Below are 19,872 nucleotides of genomic sequence, written 5' to 3'. Positions count from 1 at the left end.
TTTTATCCCACACATTTATTAAGCTGTTACAAATTTCAATCTTTCAATCAACATATTACGCATTTCTTGTGGATTTTTCTGCAAGATATCATCCCCTGTTCGAGCTGATTCAGCATTGATTTGTGCAATCTGCAAACGCATCATCCAAAAGCGTCCTGCCGCCATTGCCAAATATAATTCTAGACATGCCTTTTCATCTTCGGTCAGTGGACGAACTGAACTATAAGCATTTAAAAATGCTATTGCCTTGGCTTCATTTAAAATAACTTCAGGATATTCGGTACAAAAATCATTTAATGTAATGGCAATATCAAATAACAATTCATCTTGATTCATTTCATAAAAATCAAGGATTCCTTTGAGGTTGTCTCCTTCAAACAGCGTATTGTCGCGAAACAAGTCAGAATGAATCCAACCTTTAGGTCTATTTGGATACATCTGTGTTAATGCTTGATACAATCCCAAGAGATTATCAAGTAGCGCTTTATCGGCTGGACTTAAAGTCGGTTTGATTTGTTTCGCCACATTGTACCAATAGTCATGATCGCGGGCGATTTTGCGCTGTAGTGGAAAATCTTTTAATGCGATATGCATCTTTGCCTGAGCCATCGCAATCTGTTCAACTTGAGCAATGCTTGATGGCATAGGATGTTTGCCGATCATACGTGGTGCAATCTGCGCAGGTTTATCCTTCAACGTATGAATAGATTGACCTTCATATTTGAGAGGTACAGGGACAGCCAGCCCATATTCGCCTAAATGCTCTAACACAGGAATTAACTCACCTGCCGCTTGCGCATCCATATTTTCAAATAAGGTTAAAACAAACTGTGTTCCATCACGACAAATGATAAAATAGTTGGTATTTTGAATACCGCCTTGAATTGGGTTCAGCTCAACCACCTCTAATCCATAAGGTGCTGCAAAGACCTGAACTTCTTGTAAACTCAAAGTGGTATAAACCGACATAGAAAACCTGCGAAAAAACTTACATAAGTTTGATAGAATAACCGCTTCGGCTATTGTGGTGCTATAGCTAAGTCACGAAGTTTCATCATCGACTGTTATTTTTTGGAAAAAATTATGCTCGCTAAACGTATTATTCCTTGCCTAGACGTAGATAATGGTCGTGTGGTGAAAGGTGTTCAATTTCTTGATATTCGTGACGCAGGTGATCCTGTAGAAGTAGCTCGACGATATAATGAACAAGGTGCCGATGAAATTACTTTTTTAGACATCACTGCAACCTCCAATGGTCGTGATACGACTTATCGCACTGTAGAACGTATGGCGGAAAGTGTATTTGTCCCTTTAACTGTCGGTGGCGGTGTACGTAAAGTTGAAGATATTCGCCTATTGTTAAATGCAGGCGCTGATAAAGTCAGTATTAACTCCGCTGCCGTGTTTAACCCTGAGTTTGTACAAGAAGCGTCTCAGCGCTTTGGCGCACAATGCATTGTCGTTGCGATTGATGCCAAAAAAACTGCAGAAAATAAGTGGGAAATTTTCACTCATGGTGGACGTAAACCTACAGGGATTGATGCCATTGAATGGGCAGTAAAAATGGCGGAATACGGTGCAGGTGAACTATTGGTTACGTCTATGGATGCTGATGGAACCAAAGCCGGTTATGACATTGGTCTCATGCGCCAAATCAATGATCGTGTCACCATTCCAACGATTGCTTCTGGTGGCGTAGGTAATTTACAACACCTAGCAGATGGTATTTTAAAAGGTGGAGCAGATGCGGTATTGGCAGCTTCAATCTTCCATTTTGGTCAATATACGATTCCTGAAGCAAAACAATATCTCGCAGAACAAGGGATTGAAATGCGTCTTTGATGAATAACGTTTTATCTAGATTAAAAACTATATAAATAATCTCATACTTCAATCAACATACTGCATCATGCTGAAAACGCCTTCTTCCACTGGGAGAAGGTTGTATTGAGCGCTTATTTTATTTCGAATGCTCTATTGAATAAGAAAATGAAAGCATTCTAAAGTGATGAATTATTCATGGTTTTATATCACCTTTATTAAGTCTAAATTAAAACAACATAAAGAAATCAATTAATAATATTTATTTTCAAATAAAATTTTACAATTTATTTGTCATGATTTTTAAATACAGAATTCACACAGTAATGATAAAATAAATGAAAACAGTCACATTTCCATTTTTAATATCAGCGTCTTAAAATAAGCCCATCCTTCAATATAAATCAGGGAATTAACCCTATTTACTGAAACTCCTATATTTTTCCAGTATTTTTACTATGAAAAAAAATCATGAACCTAAGGTATTTCATATTCTTTTTATTTCATTTAATCTTGATTGAAATAAGCCTTAAATTTTGTAGTTGATGATGGAGTTAATAAAAATAAATAAGGAGGATTAATCAGCTCATGACTTATTCATACGATTATACACATCGGCATGTCTTATTTGGGATGTCTGAGTCCATGCATATTTATCATCGTGCAACCAGTTATGAACATCTCGCCCTGAATAATCACTATAGTGTGCATTATGATTTACATCGTCATGAGCGTGTTTATACCTATCAGCGTAATGCGATTTGGTATTTTTTACATGCCGCATTGAAAGGTTATAGTAAAGCACAATATAAACTCGGAATGATTTATCTACAGGGTCAACTGGGACTGTCTCCTGATCAATATAAAGCCAGAAAATGGTTGTTACTTGCAGCCAATCAAGGGCATATCGAAGCGCAAAATCAACTTCACCATGCTTACCTGCAATAAAAAACCAGCTCGAAAGCTGGTTTTTTACAGTAAAATCAGTGTTTAGCCACCAATTTTTTTGTATTTAGTACGCTTCTGCACAGCTGCATCACCTAAGCGAGCCAAGCGATACGCTTCGTATTCAGCATAGTTACCTTCGTAGAACTCCGGCTGTTCATTTTCAAATGACAAGATATGCGTTGCAATACGGTCGAGGAACCAACGGTCATGCGATACCACCATCACTGTACCTGGGAAGACTAAAATCGCATCTTCTAGCGCACGTAAAGTCTCGATATCCAAATCGTTTGATGGCTCATCCAGTAAGATCACGTTTGCGCCCATTTGAAGAATCTTAGCAAGTTGTAAACGGTTACGTTCACCACCAGATAACTCTCCAACACGTTTTTGCTGATCTTGACCTTTAAAGTTAAAGCGACCGATATAGGCACGAGAAGCAATCTCGTATTCACCGATTCTTAAGATATCTAAACCGCCAGAAACTTCTTCCCAAACTGTTTTATTGTTGTCTAAGGTGTCACGAATCTGACCAACATAGGCGACTTTAACAGACTCACCCAGTGTCACAGTACCTGTATCAGGTTGCTGCTCACCTGTCATCATACGGAATAAGGTGGTTTTACCTGCCCCGTTTGGACCCACAATACCCACAATCGCTGTAGGTGGCACAGTAAAGGTTAGATTTTCGTACAATAAACGACCATCAAAAGATTTACTGATGCCTTCAACTTCAACCACTTTATTCCCTAGACGTGGACCAGGTGGAATATAAATCTCTGAAGTTTCATTACGTTGTTGGAACTCACGCGAGTTAAGCTCTTCAAAACGCTCCATACGTGCTTTATTTTTCTTTTGTTGACCTTTGGCATTTGAACGAACCCATTCAAGTTCTTTTTTCAATGCTTTAGCAAAAGATTCTTCTTGCTTTTGTTCTTGCTCTAAACGGGCATTTTTTTGCTCTAACCAAGACGAATAGTTACCTTGGTATGGAATACCATGCCCACGGTCAAGCTCAAGAATCCACTCTGCCACGTTATCCAAGAAATAACGGTCATGGGTAATCGCCACGATTGTACCTGCAAAGTCTTTCAAGAAACGCTCTAACCAAGATACAGACTCTGCATCCAAGTGGTTCGTCGGTTCGTCCAGCAATAACATATCTGGCTTAGACAGCAATAAACGGCATAGTGCAACACGACGACGCTCACCACCTGAAAGCAAAGTTACATCTGCATCCCAAGCAGGAAGATTTAATGCAGCGGCTGCCTGATCCATTTGATTGGTCAGGTTATGAGCATCCCAAGAATGAATGATTGCTTCTAATTTCTCTTGCTCTTTTGCAAGTGCGTCAAAATCAGCATCTTCTGCTGCGTATTCAGCAAAAACTTCATCTAAGCGTGCCAAGGCATCCAATGGCTCACGTAAACCATCTTCAACATTACCACGGACATCTTTATTTGGATCTAATGGTGGTTCTTGCTCTAGATAACCGATTTTAATACCTGGTTGTGCACGAGCTTCACCTGAGAAATCTTTATCTACGCCAGCCATAATACGGAGCAAAGTAGATTTACCAGCACCGTTTAAACCAAGCACACCAATTTTGGCACCTGGGAAAAATGATAAAGAGATGTCTTTTAAGATTTCGCGTTTAGGCGGAACCATCTTCGACACACGGTTCATCGTGTAAATATATTGGGCCACGTAGGACTCCTCTATAATGAATAAAAATTCGCAAAATGCGAATAGGCTTTACTCGAATGTCATCTGTAGCGACTTGATAAACAAAAACATGGTTTTGTTTATATCCACTTGCAACTCAAATTCACTCAGTCTGCGCGATAAAACTCAAAAACATGTTTACGGTTTTCTTCGTTTCACAGCATTCATTGTTTGTTTTAACTTACAAGGCAACCCACAGATGAAATACGGACAAATCCTTAAATAAATGCTGTTAATTATACGCTGAATTTATCTATTTTTGTTCAGATTTGTCCAATTAGATGGAGATATTTTCAAACACGCTTTTTCAGATTCGTTCTTCAAAAGAGTTCGACCTAGAGTTTTATTCAATCGAGATATGAAATCAAAGTTCGCTTGATATTGCGATATAAACTGTAGATGCAGTCTGGATGTGTTGGTTGGATGACAACCAAATTAAGGCTTGCACAGGACTAAAACTGGTGGCTATACATTGCACCAAGGTATGAGTATCGTTTTTTATTTTAATGCTTGCTGTTATTCAACACATAAGATTGAAAGAGCCGCCAATTTGACGGCTCTTTCAAAGTACTTATTGCCCTTTCAAATTCAATTTATCCATGATGTATAAGGTATTGATATCGACTCTTGTTCGCGCTGTATCCAGATATTTTTGCTCCATTCCTTTTGCATTACTCCACAATCCTAAATCATCATCGTTTAATACACCTAAGGTGGTGTTATTAATCAACCATATGCCTTCTATTTTGTCATGTGGATATTTCACCGCTTTGCCCATATCGAGTACCAATGTTTTGGGTGCTGGAACAATATTCAATGCTTTTAAACCATCCCAGCCTTTTTCCAACTGGAATTCTTCCAGTGTTTTACCCGCGATCGTTAAACCGATCTTGTCATCCTGTTTGAAATCCTTTTGATCTTTAATATCTTCTAAATTGGTGGCTTGAGTTAAATCAATACGATAAACATTTTTAATTACCTTTGTGGTGTCTTTATAAAAAAGACCGTCCCGTTCCAGCACTAAAAATTGTGTTGCACTTAATGCAATAATCCCGGAGTTGGAGTTCTCAGGAAGTTCTTGCTGATAGAGATATTGTGCAACCTTACCTGTCTCAAGGTTAATGGTCACTATACGAGTCAATGTTGATTTATTGACACTTTTATTCGGCAAACTCATGGTCGACTGCATAATGCCCACCAAAGTTTTTTGATCTGGTGTAATGGTGAGCCCTTCCATTCCTCGATTGGCACGGCGATAACTAAATTCATTAGGTAGCGTCCATTGATTACGTTGATCTGCCTTGAATGGATTAATTCGCCCGATTTCCTTGCCATTGGCATCAAAATGTACAATATGTGGACCATATTCATCACTGACCCAAAACGTGCCATCTTGAAGTGCAACTAGCCCTTCACTATCTAAGCCATAATCATCCAATTTGATGGGATTATTCACTGCATCAAACGGTTTGGTTGGATCTACAGTAATCACTTTACCATTCACATCATAAGGGGTTTCTCCCGTCCCCCCAAAAGCTGAGGTATTGGGTAAACCTGAAATATCTTTACCATTACGGTCTTTCAAATTAATGGTTTTGATTAGTTTGACGGTGCCATTGTCCTGAATTTCAAACAAACCAATTTTGGGAACATAATTGGGAATCGCAAACACTTTACCTGCACCATACAGCTTGTCAGTAAAGTCAGCATTCGGTCCTCGATCTGTCAAAGCATAGAATTGCTTTTTATTTGTCGGGTGAGCAGTGGCATCAGAACCAAAACCACCTTGACGAATATCAAAGCTACTATCAATGGTCGTGCCATTTGCATCATGTCGTGCGAGTACAGTAAATGGTAATGCGACGCCTTGAGCAAATAAATTCGGTTTACAACTGTCCTCATTTTTTGTGACTTCACTGGCTTCCAGTTTACTATTTCCATTCCTATCTACCCCGCTTTGAACACGTGTTCCTCCCATCACACAAGCCTCATCGCCAAAGGCTAAACTTATACTTTGAGTAAGTGTTTTGCTGTTGGTTGAGTCTTTATTATCATCATCTGAACATGCTGTTAAGCCGAATAAACTACATAAAACTAAAGTTAAAGTGGTTTTACGAATTGTCAGTTTACTTATCTGTGCTTTATTCATTGTACTTAGTGCCTGATTTAATGGAAATTCCAATACTAATTTCGGCAAGTGACATCAACATGACAGTGACTCAACTAAGCGATATTCGGTATTTACATATTCAATTCTGTGTAAACGGCACATCGCTAAGACTTTGTCTTTATCTTTTTTTATGATTTTAAAATATAGAAACCCTTGTTTACTTCATATATTTATTTGTTACACTCTATTGAATTTTAATAAAAAGTTGACGGAATATGACTTATAAAGACGAAACACTTGCCATTCACGCAGGCTATGAACCAGAAGCAACAACTAAAGCCGTTGCTGTTCCAATTTATCAAACGACATCCTATGCCTTTGATAATACCCAGCATGGTGCAGATCTATTTGATCTCAAAGTTCAAGGCAATATTTATACCCGTATCATGAATCCAACCACAGCTGTGCTTGAACAACGTCTGGCTGCACTTGAAGGTGGAATCGGTGCTTTAGCATTGGCTTCGGGCATGTCAGCAATCACCTATTCGATTCAAACCATTGCCGAAGCTAGCGATAATATTGCATCTGTATCGACGCTATATGGTGGAACATACAATTTATTTGCGCATACTTTGCCGAAACAAGGCATTGAAGTACGTTTTTTTGATTACCAAAATCCTGAAGCACTGCGCAACCTGATTGATGAAAAAACCAAACTGGTCTTTGTTGAATCAATCGGCAACCCATTGGGCAATATTATCGATCTTGAGGCGATTGCCAAAATCGCGCACGAATACGGCGTTCCTGTCATTGTTGATAATACTGTTGCTACCCCTGCCTTGCTCAAGCCTTTTGAACATGGTGCTGATATTGTCGTACATTCTTTGACGAAATACATTGGTGGTCATGGCAACTCCATTGGCGGCGCCATTGTAGACAGTGGGAAATTCCCTTGGGGTAAATATCCTGAACGTTTTAAAGTCTTAAATACACCTGATCCAAGTTATCATGGTGTGAATTATGTAGAAGCCTTAGGTGAAGCCGCATATATAGCGCGAGCGCGTGTTGTGCCTTTACGTAACACTGGTGCTGCGATTAGCCCACTCAGTGTATTCCTTATTTTACAGGGCTTAGAAACGCTCAGTTTACGTATGGAACGTCATACCGAGAATGCACAAAAAGTTGCAGAATACTTGCAAGCACATCCTAAAGTGCAATGGGTCAACTATGCCGGTTTAAAAGACCATCCACAACATGCCTTAGCTCAAAAATATGTCAAAGGTAAACCATCTGCCATCTTATCTTTTGGAGTACAAGATGGTCGTGAAGGTGGAACTCGTTTTATTGATGCCCTACAACTCTTTACTCGTTTAGTCAACATTGGTGATGCCAAAAGCTTGGCATGTCATCCAGCAACCACGACTCATCGCCAACTCAATGAAGAAGAATTAAAAGCGGCTGGGGTCAGTATTGATATGGTTCGCTTATCTGTAGGCATTGAACATATTGATGATTTGATTGCAGATTTAGAGCAAGCCTTGGCACAAGTTTAATTCGTTGAGTTGATGTTTTTTCAAAACCGATGCCCCAACAAAAAGACCTGAATAATTCAGGTCTTTTTGTTTAAGTCTTTAGGCTACGTTAAATTATTTTCCTTGAACTTTTTGTTCAATTTCTTCAATGTTGGTATGACGCACATCAAAACCTTTCGCCATATAAATGACTTGTTCTGAAATATTACGTGCATGATCACCAATACGTTCCAATGAGCGCAATACCCACATCACATTAATAACACGACTAATATGTCGAGGATCTTCAATCATATACGTCATGAGTGTACGTGTTGCCGACTGATACTCACGGTCAATATCTGCATCTGCCAACAAAACTTTTAATGCTTGTTCAGCATCGACACGGGCAAAAGCATCCAAAGCATCATGAATCATGACACGAACTTGATTGCCAATATGGCGTGTTTCCATATAGCCACGAGGTGACTCACCTTCTTCGCACAATGTCTGTGCAATACGGGCGATTTTTGCGGCTTCATCACCAATCCGTTCTAAATCCGTGTTTGCCTTACTCATCGCAATCACCATGCGCAAATCAATTGCCGCGGGATGACGACGTGCCAAAATCAAAGTCAGTGCTTCATCGATTTCACGTTCATAACGGTTGACGGTATTGTCTTGAAACTGCACATCTATTGCCATATTGGCATTGGTATCTAACAAAGCATGCACCGCATTTGCCACTTGTTGCTCTACTAAACCCCCCATGGTCATAAATTTGGTATTTACATCCTGTAGATCTTCATTGAATTGTGAAGAAATGTGATGGTTTAATACAGGATTACTTGGGCTCAAAGTTTGATACTCCACAGGCAACAAATGCGACTTTTTAGACTTAATATTAAACCATAGCAATGATGAACATTTTATGACAAGTATTTTTCTTTTAGATGAACTTTCATTGAAGCAATGTTGATTTTTCATCTTCAAGATTTAGCTCAAATCATAGCACTCACTTTATATAATTTATATATACTGACATTTAATTTAAGATAAACCGCAGGCTTATTTTTAGGCAAATTATTCAATAAATGAACGCTGCATAGCCATGAAAAAATTTGCCATTTCCGTTAAAATCGTAACGTTTCATTATCACAAAACTACAAAATATTTCATTTATTTAGCTTTGATTCAGCGACAATAGCAAAGTACCACATTGAGCTTCCTTGTTATATCGGTCTAATGAAATTTCCTCGCAACCCTATTCATTATCTCATTTCGAGCATACTCGTAGTTTTGAGTGGCTTGGTAGTGGTCGCGTGTCAAAAACCAACAACGGATATCGTACAAGAGTCAAAGGAAGCACCAAAAACAGAAAATCCTGTTCCTGATCTGACGCAAATTTGTCAAAATCTAAAAAATGAAATGTTGGCAATTAATCCGCAAAGAACAACTTTAGCGATTGAACAGGTGAATCAAGACATTCGCATGTGCTTACCTTTGTTAAAATCTACAGAACAAATGGAACTCATGCATCAATCCAAAAAGATGTACCAACAATTTCTACAAATAGATCGAACATCAGAACAACAGCAAGCATTTGAAAACTATGTGTTAGATCAGGCAGCATATCCCACCATTCAGCAGAATAAATTTGAACAACTCAATTTGCGCGATCAATATTTATTGCGCCATAAAGGACAGGCTTATATTGAGTTAACAAACCAGACTGAGGATGCAATCAACTATCGCCGAAGCCCTCAGTATTTGGCAAAAGTTTTTGCACCTTATCTGCAAGCACCTGAACAAGTATTTATCGAAAATCTGGCAGAGCAAAATGCGCAACCGCTTTTCAAAAATAATAAATTGAACCTTGAGCCTGATGAAATTGCCAAGCGCGCTAAATTTTGGCAAGAATATCTTGTGACGTATCCAAATACCATTTTTCTACATGACGCGCGCTTTTTAAAAAATGCTTACAGCAGCTTGTTATTTTTAGGTACAGAAGGCTCGCCCATTTCGATGAATTTTGAAAATCAAAATGATATAGATGTCTCAAGTTGGTTGGTCATCGAACATTTGTCTAAAACAAATGAAGGGGAGCTTTCAGTCCAAGCCAAGAAATTTATACAATTCGTACAAATGACGCCTGAACAACGCCAACAAAAAATTCAAATCAGTGAAAAAGAACGCTTAAAATTAGAAAATCGCCCTCAATTATTGGCACTTTCTCAACTCAATCAATATTTAAATTTAAGTCCAATTGATTTTAAACATGTCAAAAAAGACTGCTTTAGTGATGCAATTTGTTCTAATACATAGATTTCTTTTCAGCTCAATTTTTATTATCCTTTCACTATTCAAAAAACTCACAACAATTGTCATACCATGAACTTTCTACAAAAAAGTGTTCCATTTGCTGCTATTTTTATTTTTACCTTGCTCAGTGCTTGTCAAAAACATGAAAATAATCAAAAAACTGAAGCCGTTAAAACATCTACATCTGAGATTGATGCCACTGAAGCCTCTCGTCCTAAAGGACCTGCTCAAGATTGTAGCCAAATCGATTCAAGTATTCAAAAGTTAGAAAAAACAGTGGTTGCTGAGGATTTGCATGATCTCAATCAATGGTTTAGAAACTGTTTATCAACTGTACCCTTAAAAACTCGTTATCAATGGCAAGCAAAATCTGAAGACATTTATCAGAAACTTGTGATGGATGCTTCACCTCAAGTATTCCAATATTTGACTGATTCTCTTGCAGAAGGTCAGTCTATGACAGCAAAGCAAAAACAAGAACTATATAAAAAGTTAAAACCGAGTGAGAAATACTTGGTAGATCATGCAAAAGACTTATATTTAGAAAAATTTTATGTGGGTGAAGGTGAATATACGTTTACCCGAAATCCACAATATGATCTCGATATTTTTGCACCCTCTTTAGAAAAATCAGATCAAGTTTATTTTAAAAAAATCCGTAAAGAGTATACAGGAGCAAACTATATACTGGATGCTGGATTGGCAATTAGTTTTGATGAAGTCGCCAACCGCTTATTATTTTGGGAAAAATTCAATAAAGACTACCCTAAAAACCATTATAAACCTCAAGTTTCAGAAAACATTGAACAATATCGTCGTGCTCTTTTTCAAGGCGATGACAATACCCGTACCCTATGGTTTGATGATGACAAAATTGCAGATGAAGAAGCCATGAAAGCCATTGAGAAAGTTGCCAAAAGCCAAACGGCAAGCCGTCAGACTGCACAAAGCTTCCTAAATTTGATCAATAAGAGTGAAACGCTTTGGCAACAAATGCCAAAGCCATCTAGAGAAAATACTCAAGATGAAACCCCTGAACAACAAAACATTCAAGAGCAACGTACAGCATTTGAACAAAAAATAAGGAAGCAGGTTGAAGAAATTCTTGCTCAAAAAAATAATTAAATTTGATAGGAGTATGTCATCACATTCCCGATGAGAACATGCTAATATTTAAACATCGCTTGACGGAGCGCGAGTAATTCCTCGCTGAGATTTAGTCAGTATTGCATCTCCTTGCCAAAACTTAAACTAAAGTACCGTTGAACCTGATCAGGTTAAGACCTGCGTAGGAATCAAGCATCTAAAAACTGACAGCCCAAAGTTTATCTATTTTTTTAGAAATACAGCATCATGCTCTTGGTCATTGTGTTGCATCAAATAGACTAAATTTGCCACCGTTTTTGGTCGTGCTTGATTCGTTGATGTCATTCATAAGGATCATTGTAATGAACCAATTAACGAATCTATCCCCTGCTGATCAATTGGCTCAACATGAGCAAGAAGCCAAAGATCTCACTCGAATTTTACCCGCATCTAAAAAAGTCTATATTCAAGGTTCACGCCCTGACATTCAGGTTCCGATGCGTGAAATTGAACTCACCGATACCCCTACAGGTTTAGGTGGGGAAAAAAATCCACCAGTGATGGTTTATGACACATCAGGGGTTTATACCGACCCGAATGTCAAGATCGACCTCAATCAAGGTTTGCCCAATGTTCGTGAAACATGGATTGCTGAACGTAACGACACTGAACGCTTAAATACCCTAACGTCTAAGTTCGGACAAGAGCGCCTCAAAGATATTCGTACAGCTGAAATCCGTTTTGCACATATTCAAAAGCCTCGTCGCGCCAAAGCAGGACATAATGTCAGCCAAATGCATTATGCCAAGCAAGGAATCATCACCCCTGAAATGGAATATATTGCGATTCGTGAAAATCAACGTCAACGTGAAGGCGTCGATATGCGTCAACATGCAGGACAAAATTTTGGTGCACATAATCTGATGGAAATCACACCCGAATTTGTGCGCAAAGAAGTCGCTGAAGGTCGCGCCATCATTCCTGCAAATATTAACCATCCAGAATGTGAACCGATGATTATCGGACGTAATTTCTTGGTTAAGATCAATGCCAATATTGGTAACTCTGCACTGGGTTCATCGATTGATGAAGAAGTTGCAAAAATGACATGGGCAACGCGTTGGGGCGCAGATACCATTATGGATCTGTCGACGGGTAAAAATATTCATGAAACACGTGAATGGATTATTCGCAACTCTCCTGTGCCAATCGGTACTGTTCCGATTTATCAAGCACTTGAGAAAGTCGATGGGGTTGCAGAAGACCTGACATGGGAAATCTTTAAAGACACCTTGATCGAACAAGCTGAACAAGGCGTGGACTACTTTACTATTCATGCAGGTGTGTTATTGCGCTATGTTCCATTAACCGCAAATCGTTTGACGGGGATTGTGTCACGTGGTGGCTCAATTATGGCGCAATGGTGTTTGGCGCATCATGAAGAAAATTTCCTTTATACGCATTTCGATGAAATCTGTGAAATCATGAAAGCTTATGATGTCTCGTTCAGTCTAGGTGATGGTTTACGTCCAGGCTGTATCCAAGATGCCAATGATGAAGCACAATTTTCAGAATTACGCACCTTGGGTGAACTCACCCATCGTGCATGGCAACATGATGTTCAAGTGATGATTGAAGGTCCAGGGCATGTTCCAATGCATATGGTCAAAGAAAATATGGACTTGCAACTTGAAGTTTGTCAGGAAGCACCTTTCTATACACTTGGACCACTGACAACGGATATTGCACCTGGTTATGACCACATTACCTCTGCGATAGGCGCGGCAATGATTGGTTGGTATGGTACAGCAATGCTGTGTTATGTCACACCAAAAGAGCATTTGGGATTACCCAACAAAAAAGATGTCAAAGACGGCATCATCACGTACAAAATCGCCGCACATGCAGCAGATTTAGCTAAAGGTCATCCAGGCGCACAGGTACGCGACAATGCGCTCTCTAAAGCACGTTTTGAATTCCGCTGGGAGGATCAATTCAATCTGAGTTTGGACCCTGATACCGCTCGCTCTATGCATGATGAAACCATGCCGAAAGAAGCACATAAATCAGCGCATTTCTGCTCCATGTGCGGACCGAAGTTTTGTTCGATGAAAATCACCCAAAATGTTCGTGACTACGCACAAAATCAGCAACATGCTGAGCAAGCGACTTCAAGCCAAACGGTGATAGAGGATGGTCTAAAAACCATGAAATCTGTCTATCATGAGCAAGGACAAAAGTTGTACCACAAAGTGTAAAGTTAAAAAAAACTTTTGTCTTTGCCTATTTCTCAGTTAGGATGAAGTGAATATGTTTCATCCTAACTACACACATGAACATCATTCAGCAAGCAACTTACACCCATAACGATGTAAAAATTCAATCTCGAGAATATGCTTTTCAGGGCTTTGTTCAAGTCGAAAAAGTCAGCTTGCAGCACCGATTATTTAACCAAACCGAATATACATCAAACATCCAACGTGAGTTAGTTCGTCGCAAAGAAGCCGCGGGTGTTTTGATTTATAATGATCAACAACAAAAATTCGCACTGATTGAACAATTTCGCGTTGGTGCAATTGATGACCCGATTTCACCTTGGCAATTAGAAATTATTGCAGGGGTATTGGATGGTGATGAATCTCCAGAAACCTGTATTCGAAGAGAAAGTCTTGAAGAATCTGGCTGTGAGCTTGAACATATTGAAGCTCTTTTTAGTTTCTATCCATCGGCTGGCGCATGTGATGAAATTTTTCATCTTTATACTGCTCAAGCGGAGTTGCCTGCCGAAGGCGGTATTTTTGGAATGCCCGATGAAGGTGAAAATATTCAACTTCATATCATCGACTATGCAGATCTTAGTATATTATTACAAAGTAATCGTTTAAAAAATGCACCAGTGATAATGGCTTTACAATGGCTACAACAGCACTTGCGTACACTTGAAAATGTCTAGGGGAAAGACATGCAATCAAAGATATTGCAGCAAACCGATAAAGATAAAGTGATCATACAGATCACAGATACACACTTAATGGATAAGCCTGATGCAAAGTTTGTCGGGATCAACCCTGAGGAAAGCTTTCATGCCGTTATGGAAGATGTTCAGCAGCGCTTTCCAAATGCTGATTTGATTCTACATACTGGTGATTTGGCCCAAGCAGCTTATCCAGAAACCTATGCACGCTATTTAAATTATATGCGGGGCTTTGGCATTGATTTTTATCATATCCCAGGAAATCATGACAATCTGAGCTTTTTCCCCTTTCATGTACCTGAACCAGAACCCACAGTGATTGAGCTTGATCAATGGTGCATTATTCTGCTTAACAGTACAGTGAGTGGGCGTACAGATGGAAAGATTCAACCTGAACAATTGGTTCGCCTAAAACAACGCTTAGAGCAACTTCGAGACAAGTTTGTGATTGTTGCCTGTCATCACAATCCTTTTGAAATGCACTCAAAATGGCTAGATCAACACAAATTAAAAAATGCCGATGAATTAAAAGCAGTGCTCGAACCATTTAACAATATCAAGCTATTATTACATGGGCATGTACATCAAGAGTCTTATAACGAGTGGAATGGCATACAGTTTATTTCTACACCAGCCACCTGTGTCCAATTTAAACCGCTTAGCCAAGAGTTTTCATTTGACCCAATTGCACCTGGTTACCGTTGCTTACATTTAAAAGCCAATGGTGAGTTTGAGACCTTTGTACATCGACTTGACCACTTCAATGTTACAATTAATGAAGAAATTTCAGGTTACTAGCTTTTCATTTTGTTTTTTTTCCATTAAGTTATTCGTCCAACAAGATATGCAGAAAGTCGAAGTCAGGGCGAGATGACTTTCATCTTTGTAAAAAAATCTATATGATGACGCCCCCGATAGATTCATTCTGTTGGTAGTGATAAAAATACTTGCATATCACCATATTTTTTGCGTATAGATAGTACGTATATGATGAGGAATGCCCTTTATGGCGAATGACAACCAAAATCAAGTCTTGGATGAGCAAACAGCATTGACGGATGACAAGTCTGCAAAACGTGTACGCAAAGCCAAGCCAAAGACCAATGAAAACGGTACTACAGCAAGTCTATTCGGTATCGAGCCTTATCAGCCAAAGAAAAATGAAGAATATATGTCTGAGGGGCAGCTCGAACATTTCCGTCAAATTTTGCTGGCTTGGAAGGCAGAGTTAATGTCGGAAGTGGATCGCACTTTAAACACGATGCAAGACGAATCTTCTTCTTTACCTGATGTAAACGATCGTGCAACACAGGAAGAAGAGTTTGCAATTGAATTACGTACTCGTGATCGTGAACGTAAATTGATTCGCAAAATCGAACAGTCTATCGAAGCCATTAAAAATGATGACTATGGTTTCTGTGAAACTTGTGGTATCGAAATCGGTTTACGTCGTTTAGAAGCACGTCCTACTGCAACTTTATGTATCGACTGTAAAACACTTGCAGAGATCAAAGAGAAGCAAAACAACGGTTAAACACTGTGTCTGCACATTCCTCCCCGACCCTTCCTGATGTTAAGGAAGGGGGGAAGCATGACCAATATAAAGGACGATTTGCACCTTCGCCCACAGGTCCTCTACACTTCGGTTCATTAATTACTGCTGTTGCCAGTTATTGCGATGCAAAAGCACATGCAGGGCAATGGATCGTCCGTATAGAAGATACGGATATTCCTCGCATCTATCCCGATAGCGAACAACACATCTTACAATGTTTAGATGCTTTTGGATTTGAATCTGATGTTGAAATCATTTATCAAAGACAACGCATTGCAATTTATGAATCTGTTATCGACCAGCTCAAACAACACAATTGGGTATATGCTTGTGCGTGTACTCGAAAGATTCTAGGTTCAAACCATATCTATACAGGCACATGTCGAGATAAACAGCTTGAGTTTAAAGATCAAGCCATTCGTGTAAAAGTCACAGATCAAAACATTTGCTTCCATGATCGTTTGCAAGGGCTACATTGCTCTAACTTACAACATGATCTTGGTGACTTTGTCCTTAAGCGCCGTGACGGCATCATCAACTATCAATTGGCAGTCGTTGTAGATGACTATTTACAAGGAATTAACCATATCGTACGTGGTTCAGACTTATTGGATAATACTGAACGTCAAATATGGCTAGGGCAACTTCTTGGCTATCCAGCAATTGAGTATATGCACCTTCCGCTCGCCATGAATGAACAAGGTCAAAAGCTCTCAAAGCAAAATCTTGCTCATGCACTAAATATTGAAAATGCAGCGCCCCTACTTTCACAGGCAATTCTCGCATTGGGTCAGGCACCTGTAGACTTAGATCAGCCTGCACATATGTTGGCTCAAGCTGTGCAACAATGGGATATTTCACGTATCCCCCAAGGTATCCATTTAATCGGCATTTATCAATAATTACAGTGCTTATATCAACAATAAAAATGCTATAAGTTCACAGCACATCTCACAAAAAAGCCATTTGATCACAAATGGCTTTTGAAGTATTCAAGCTAAGGAAAATTCTAGAAACTCGATTCTTCCCTTGCTGGGTTGGCTTCTTTGGTTGTTGCATCAATTTTTAAAATCAAACTGATCATGACTGCGCACATAATCAAAGATGAACCACCATAACTAATAAATGGAAGGGTCAAACCTTTGGTCGGCAACATGCCCATATTCATGCCTGCATTGACCAGAATTTGCAGTAAGAAAATAATACTAATTCCGTAAGCCAAATAGCCGGCACGTAAATACTGATGATTTAAAGCGCGCTGACCAATCCGAATACAACAAATCAGCATCACAAATGAAAGTAACAACACCGTCGCAATCCCAAAGAAACCAAACTCTTCACCCAAGATCGCCAACATAAAGTCTGTATGCGCCTCAGGTAAATAAGACATCTTTTGAATACTGTGTCCTAAACCGACTCCAAACCACTCACCTCGCCCAAATGCCATCAAGGCATTGGACAATTGATAACCCGAACCTAAAGGGTCAGCCCATGGGTTAGAGAATGACATCAAACGCTCATAACGGTAAGGTTCGAATACAATCAAGGAAACAAACGCAACCAGAATGGCACCAAAAGCGAAACCAAACTGAATCATCGGCGCGCCAGCAAGGAAAAACACCCCTAACATCGATACAGCAATCACCACTGTTGCCCCGAGATCAGGCTCTGCAATAATTAACCCTACCGTCAGTAACATTACGACACCGAGTCGAACCAAGCCTTTAATATTGTTTCGAACCTCTTCAGCACGACGAACCACATAATCAGCAGTAAAAATTGCCATCATCACCTTGGCAACTTCTGTCGCCTGTAAGGTGAAGCCGCCAACACGAATCCAACGTGTAGAACCGTTTACCTCTGTTCCCACCACTAAAACTGCAAGTAACAGTAGAATAGTGATCAACCACAAAGGAAAGGTATTTTTAAACCACAGATTCAGCGAAATCCGATAGGTCACTACAGCGGCTAGAAAAGCCACCACAATTGAAATCGCATGACGAATGACATAATGGAATTCGTTTTCATGCATCCGCTCCGCATACGGCATTGACGCTGAAGCAACCATCACGGTACCGATACACAATAGTGAGATGACACAAAACAGCAATACATTACGGGGGGTAATTTCTGCGGGCAATTTTGGCATCCAACGTTCATACGCTTGATGAAGTTTACTTATTGTCGTCTGAGCTAACCCAGCCATACTTTATTTTCCTTATGATTCTTTTAGTTTAGCGCATTTACATATTCAACAAAGCGATGACCGCGTTGCGGATAACCTGTAAACATATCAAAACTTGCACATGCTGGTGATAATAACACCACATCCTGTGCTTGCGTATGTTGCTGACACAGCGCCACAGCTTCCTGTAGCGTTTCAGCATGCAATAGCTCAGTTGTGCCTTGAATTGCTTTTTCGATCACAGGTCGATCTTCACCGATCAGTACCGCCAGTTTGGCATATTTTTCTAAGGACTGGCGTAAAGCAGTAAAATCTTGCCCTTTGCCTTGACCACCTAGAATAATTGCCACTTTGCCACCTTGCGCTTCAATTGCAGCACCTAAACCATCTAAAGCAGCCAAAGTTGCTCCAATATTGGTCCCTTTAGAATCATTATAATAGCGAACACCCGCCACTTCTTTAACGAATTCACAACGATGCTCTAAACCTTTGAAGGTCTTTAGTGTTTCCAACATCTTGTCTATCGGTAGACCAATCGCTTCACCTAAAGCCAAACATGCCAAAGCATTCGCAACATTATGCGTACCTTGGATGTACATCTCCGAACTTTTCAGCAATCGTTCACGACCACGCGCTAACCAGATCGTACCATTGTCTTCTCTGAGAATACCGTATTGTTTTAAATCAGGTGCATTGAGACCAAAGCTTTGCATTGGGGTTACATCTGGAACCAACGGACGAGTGAGTGAGTCATCACGGTTAAACACCACTTTTTTCACACCTTGGAAAATACGATGTTTCGCCGCATGATAACCCGCCATATCACCATGACGATCCAAATGGTCTTCACTCATATTTAACACCACAGCAACTTCAGCATTTAAATTTGAAGTGGTTTCAAGCTGGAAGCTCGACAGTTCAAGAATATAGACATCAGGATCATCACGCGTTAGATCCAAGGCTGGGCGTCCAAGATTGCCTCCAACAGCAACTTTAACACCTGCATCCTGCGCCATTAAACCGATCAAGGTCGTTACTGTACTCTTGGCATTTGAGCCAGTAATCGCAACAATTGGTTTATCTGTTGCACGACGCAAAATCTGAATCTCGCTAACGACTGGAATCCCTTTAGCGATCGCCGCTTGAATCTCTGGCAGTTTAATATCCAATCCCGGGCTAATGACAATTTCTTCCGCTTGCAACAGCAAATCTTGGTCCAATTTACCAAAACTGGTTTGCACTGTTGCTGGAATTTGATCGTGTCCTGGTGGGAGTTGACGTGAATCAGTGACTGCAACACGGTAGCCATTTTCATGCAGAAAATTTACAGCTGAAACGCCTGAAATTCCAAGCCCAGCCACAACTTTTAAACCACCACGTTGTATCAACATTTTTTCCCACCAGCATTAAGATTTTAAAACTTGCAAAATGTTAGCACTTTGGCGATTTGAAAGCTTTTTATGTTTGCAGTTTCTGAAGTTTTTTTTGTGTCAGTGCGTAAAAATATCGTCATATTATTCTGATTTATTGCGATGGCTTTTTTAAATTTCTTCGATGATAACCTGCGATCATATGATAGATACCACGCAGCCGAATGTTGAGTACAACAGTCGGCTGATTGGTATCTATTCTCAATGT

16 protein-coding genes and 1 riboswitch are annotated in these 19,872 nt (G+C 39.7%); of the genes, 10 read left to right on the top strand and 6 right to left on the bottom strand.

Features of this window, described 5'->3' with window-relative positions; translation table 11 throughout:
- Nucleotides 1-18 precede the first annotated feature (18 nt).
- A complete protein-coding gene (locus tag AAV97_RS08715) occupies nt 19-969 on the bottom strand; it encodes a homoserine kinase (protein WP_046760359.1) in 951 nt (316 codons plus the stop codon).
- A gap of 114 nt (nt 970-1,083) precedes the next feature.
- On the opposite strand from AAV97_RS08715, the gene hisF reads away from it, so the two are divergent.
- Both hisF and AAV97_RS08705 read left to right on the top strand, forming a co-directional pair.
- Complete coding sequence (hisF, locus tag AAV97_RS08710) at nt 1,084-1,842, top strand: imidazole glycerol phosphate synthase subunit HisF (protein ID WP_004825500.1); 759 nt, start codon at nt 1,084-1,086, stop codon at nt 1,840-1,842.
- Nucleotides 1,843-2,409: 567 nt separating this feature from the next.
- Nucleotides 2,410-2,769, top strand: a complete 360-nt coding sequence (locus AAV97_RS08705; RefSeq protein WP_004825502.1) for a tetratricopeptide repeat protein — start codon at nt 2,410-2,412, stop codon at nt 2,767-2,769.
- A 42-nt stretch (nt 2,770-2,811) separates the two neighbouring features.
- Here the strand turns inward: AAV97_RS08705 and ettA are convergent, their stop codons facing one another.
- Nucleotides 2,812-4,473: an energy-dependent translational throttle protein EttA gene (gene ettA, locus AAV97_RS08700; RefSeq protein WP_004825504.1), complete on the bottom strand. Its 1,662-nt coding sequence runs from the start codon at nt 4,471-4,473 to the stop codon at nt 2,812-2,814.
- 589 nt (nt 4,474-5,062) lie between these two features.
- Entirely contained in the window at nt 5,063-6,640 is a 1,578-nt protein-coding gene (locus AAV97_RS08695; RefSeq protein ID WP_046760358.1) for an esterase-like activity of phytase family protein, read from the bottom strand.
- 236 nt (nt 6,641-6,876) lie between these two features.
- Between AAV97_RS08695 and AAV97_RS08690 the strand changes: the two genes are divergently transcribed.
- A complete protein-coding gene (locus AAV97_RS08690; protein ID WP_046760357.1) occupies nt 6,877-8,154 on the top strand; it encodes an O-acetylhomoserine aminocarboxypropyltransferase/cysteine synthase family protein in 1,278 nt (425 codons plus the stop codon).
- A gap of 93 nt (nt 8,155-8,247) precedes the next feature.
- On the opposite strand, the gene phoU is transcribed toward AAV97_RS08690, so the two are convergent.
- A complete protein-coding gene (gene phoU, locus AAV97_RS08685; protein ID WP_009584000.1) occupies nt 8,248-8,970 on the bottom strand; it encodes a phosphate signaling complex protein PhoU in 723 nt (240 codons plus the stop codon).
- 456 nt (nt 8,971-9,426) lie between these two features.
- On the opposite strand from phoU, the gene AAV97_RS08680 reads away from it, so the two are divergent.
- The 7 genes from AAV97_RS08680 (at nt 9,427) to gluQRS (ending at nt 16,951) form a co-directional block, all read left to right on the top strand.
- Nucleotides 9,427-10,437: a hypothetical protein gene (locus AAV97_RS08680; protein ID WP_228136529.1), complete on the top strand. Its 1,011-nt coding sequence runs from the start codon at nt 9,427-9,429 to the stop codon at nt 10,435-10,437.
- Between the two features lie 66 nt (nt 10,438-10,503).
- Nucleotides 10,504-11,559 (top strand): hypothetical protein, encoded by a 1,056-nt coding sequence (locus AAV97_RS08675; RefSeq protein ID WP_046760355.1) that lies wholly within the window; start codon nt 10,504-10,506, stop codon nt 11,557-11,559.
- A gap of 53 nt (nt 11,560-11,612) precedes the next feature.
- Nucleotides 11,613-11,746: riboswitch (TPP riboswitch) on the top strand.
- Nucleotides 11,747-11,882: 136 nt separating this feature from the next.
- Nucleotides 11,883-13,778 (top strand): phosphomethylpyrimidine synthase ThiC, encoded by a 1,896-nt coding sequence (thiC, locus tag AAV97_RS08670; protein ID WP_004825518.1) that lies wholly within the window; start codon nt 11,883-11,885, stop codon nt 13,776-13,778.
- A gap of 74 nt (nt 13,779-13,852) precedes the next feature.
- Nucleotides 13,853-14,473, top strand: coding sequence for an NUDIX domain-containing protein (locus tag AAV97_RS08665; RefSeq protein WP_046760354.1), 621 nt, complete (start codon nt 13,853-13,855; stop codon nt 14,471-14,473).
- A 9-nt stretch (nt 14,474-14,482) separates the two neighbouring features.
- Nucleotides 14,483-15,292, top strand: coding sequence for a 3',5'-cyclic-AMP phosphodiesterase (cpdA, locus tag AAV97_RS08660; RefSeq protein WP_004825524.1), 810 nt, complete (start codon nt 14,483-14,485; stop codon nt 15,290-15,292).
- 208 nt (nt 15,293-15,500) lie between these two features.
- Nucleotides 15,501-16,028, top strand: coding sequence for an RNA polymerase-binding protein DksA (gene dksA, locus AAV97_RS08655; RefSeq protein WP_004825526.1), 528 nt, complete (start codon nt 15,501-15,503; stop codon nt 16,026-16,028).
- A 5-nt stretch (nt 16,029-16,033) separates the two neighbouring features.
- Complete coding sequence (gene gluQRS / locus AAV97_RS08650; RefSeq protein ID WP_046760353.1) at nt 16,034-16,951, top strand: tRNA glutamyl-Q(34) synthetase GluQRS; 918 nt, start codon at nt 16,034-16,036, stop codon at nt 16,949-16,951.
- A 107-nt stretch (nt 16,952-17,058) separates the two neighbouring features.
- Here gluQRS and ftsW read toward each other — a convergent pair whose 3' ends face one another.
- Nucleotides 17,059-18,255 carry a putative lipid II flippase FtsW gene (gene ftsW, locus AAV97_RS08645; RefSeq protein WP_004825531.1) on the bottom strand — a complete coding sequence of 399 codons (1,197 nt, stop codon included), beginning with the start codon at nt 18,253-18,255 and terminating at the stop codon, nt 17,059-17,061.
- A 23-nt stretch (nt 18,256-18,278) separates the two neighbouring features.
- Complete coding sequence (murD, locus tag AAV97_RS08640) at nt 18,279-19,625, bottom strand: UDP-N-acetylmuramoyl-L-alanine--D-glutamate ligase (RefSeq protein WP_005034438.1); 1,347 nt, start codon at nt 19,623-19,625, stop codon at nt 18,279-18,281.
- Nucleotides 19,626-19,872 lie beyond the last annotated feature (247 nt).

This window comes from Acinetobacter sp. Ag2, assembly GCF_001005515.1.
Classification (GTDB): Bacteria; Pseudomonadota; Gammaproteobacteria; order Pseudomonadales; family Moraxellaceae; genus Acinetobacter; species Acinetobacter bereziniae.
This window is presented reverse-complemented; position numbering and strand designations above follow the sequence as displayed.

Coding starts and splice junctions, on each gene's coding strand:
- AAV97_RS08665 (WP_046760354.1), top strand. CDS start 13,853: ATGAACATCATTCAGCAAGCAACTTACACCCATAACGATGTAAAAATT.
- cpdA (WP_004825524.1), top strand. CDS start 14,483: ATGCAATCAAAGATATTGCAGCAAACCGATAAAGATAAAGTGATCATA.
- AAV97_RS08675 (WP_046760355.1), top strand. CDS start 10,504: ATGAACTTTCTACAAAAAAGTGTTCCATTTGCTGCTATTTTTATTTTT.
- AAV97_RS08690 (WP_046760357.1), top strand. CDS start 6,877: ATGACTTATAAAGACGAAACACTTGCCATTCACGCAGGCTATGAACCA.
- ftsW (WP_004825531.1), bottom strand. CDS start 18,255: ATGGCTGGGTTAGCTCAGACGACAATAAGTAAACTTCATCAAGCGTAT.
- AAV97_RS08695 (WP_046760358.1), bottom strand. CDS start 6,640: ATGAATAAAGCACAGATAAGTAAACTGACAATTCGTAAAACCACTTTA.
- dksA (WP_004825526.1), top strand. CDS start 15,501: ATGGCGAATGACAACCAAAATCAAGTCTTGGATGAGCAAACAGCATTG.
- hisF (WP_004825500.1), top strand. CDS start 1,084: ATGCTCGCTAAACGTATTATTCCTTGCCTAGACGTAGATAATGGTCGT.
- murD (WP_005034438.1), bottom strand. CDS start 19,625: ATGTTGATACAACGTGGTGGTTTAAAAGTTGTGGCTGGGCTTGGAATT.
- AAV97_RS08715 (WP_046760359.1), bottom strand. CDS start 969: ATGTCGGTTTATACCACTTTGAGTTTACAAGAAGTTCAGGTCTTTGCA.
- AAV97_RS08705 (WP_004825502.1), top strand. CDS start 2,410: ATGACTTATTCATACGATTATACACATCGGCATGTCTTATTTGGGATG.
- thiC (WP_004825518.1), top strand. CDS start 11,883: ATGAACCAATTAACGAATCTATCCCCTGCTGATCAATTGGCTCAACAT.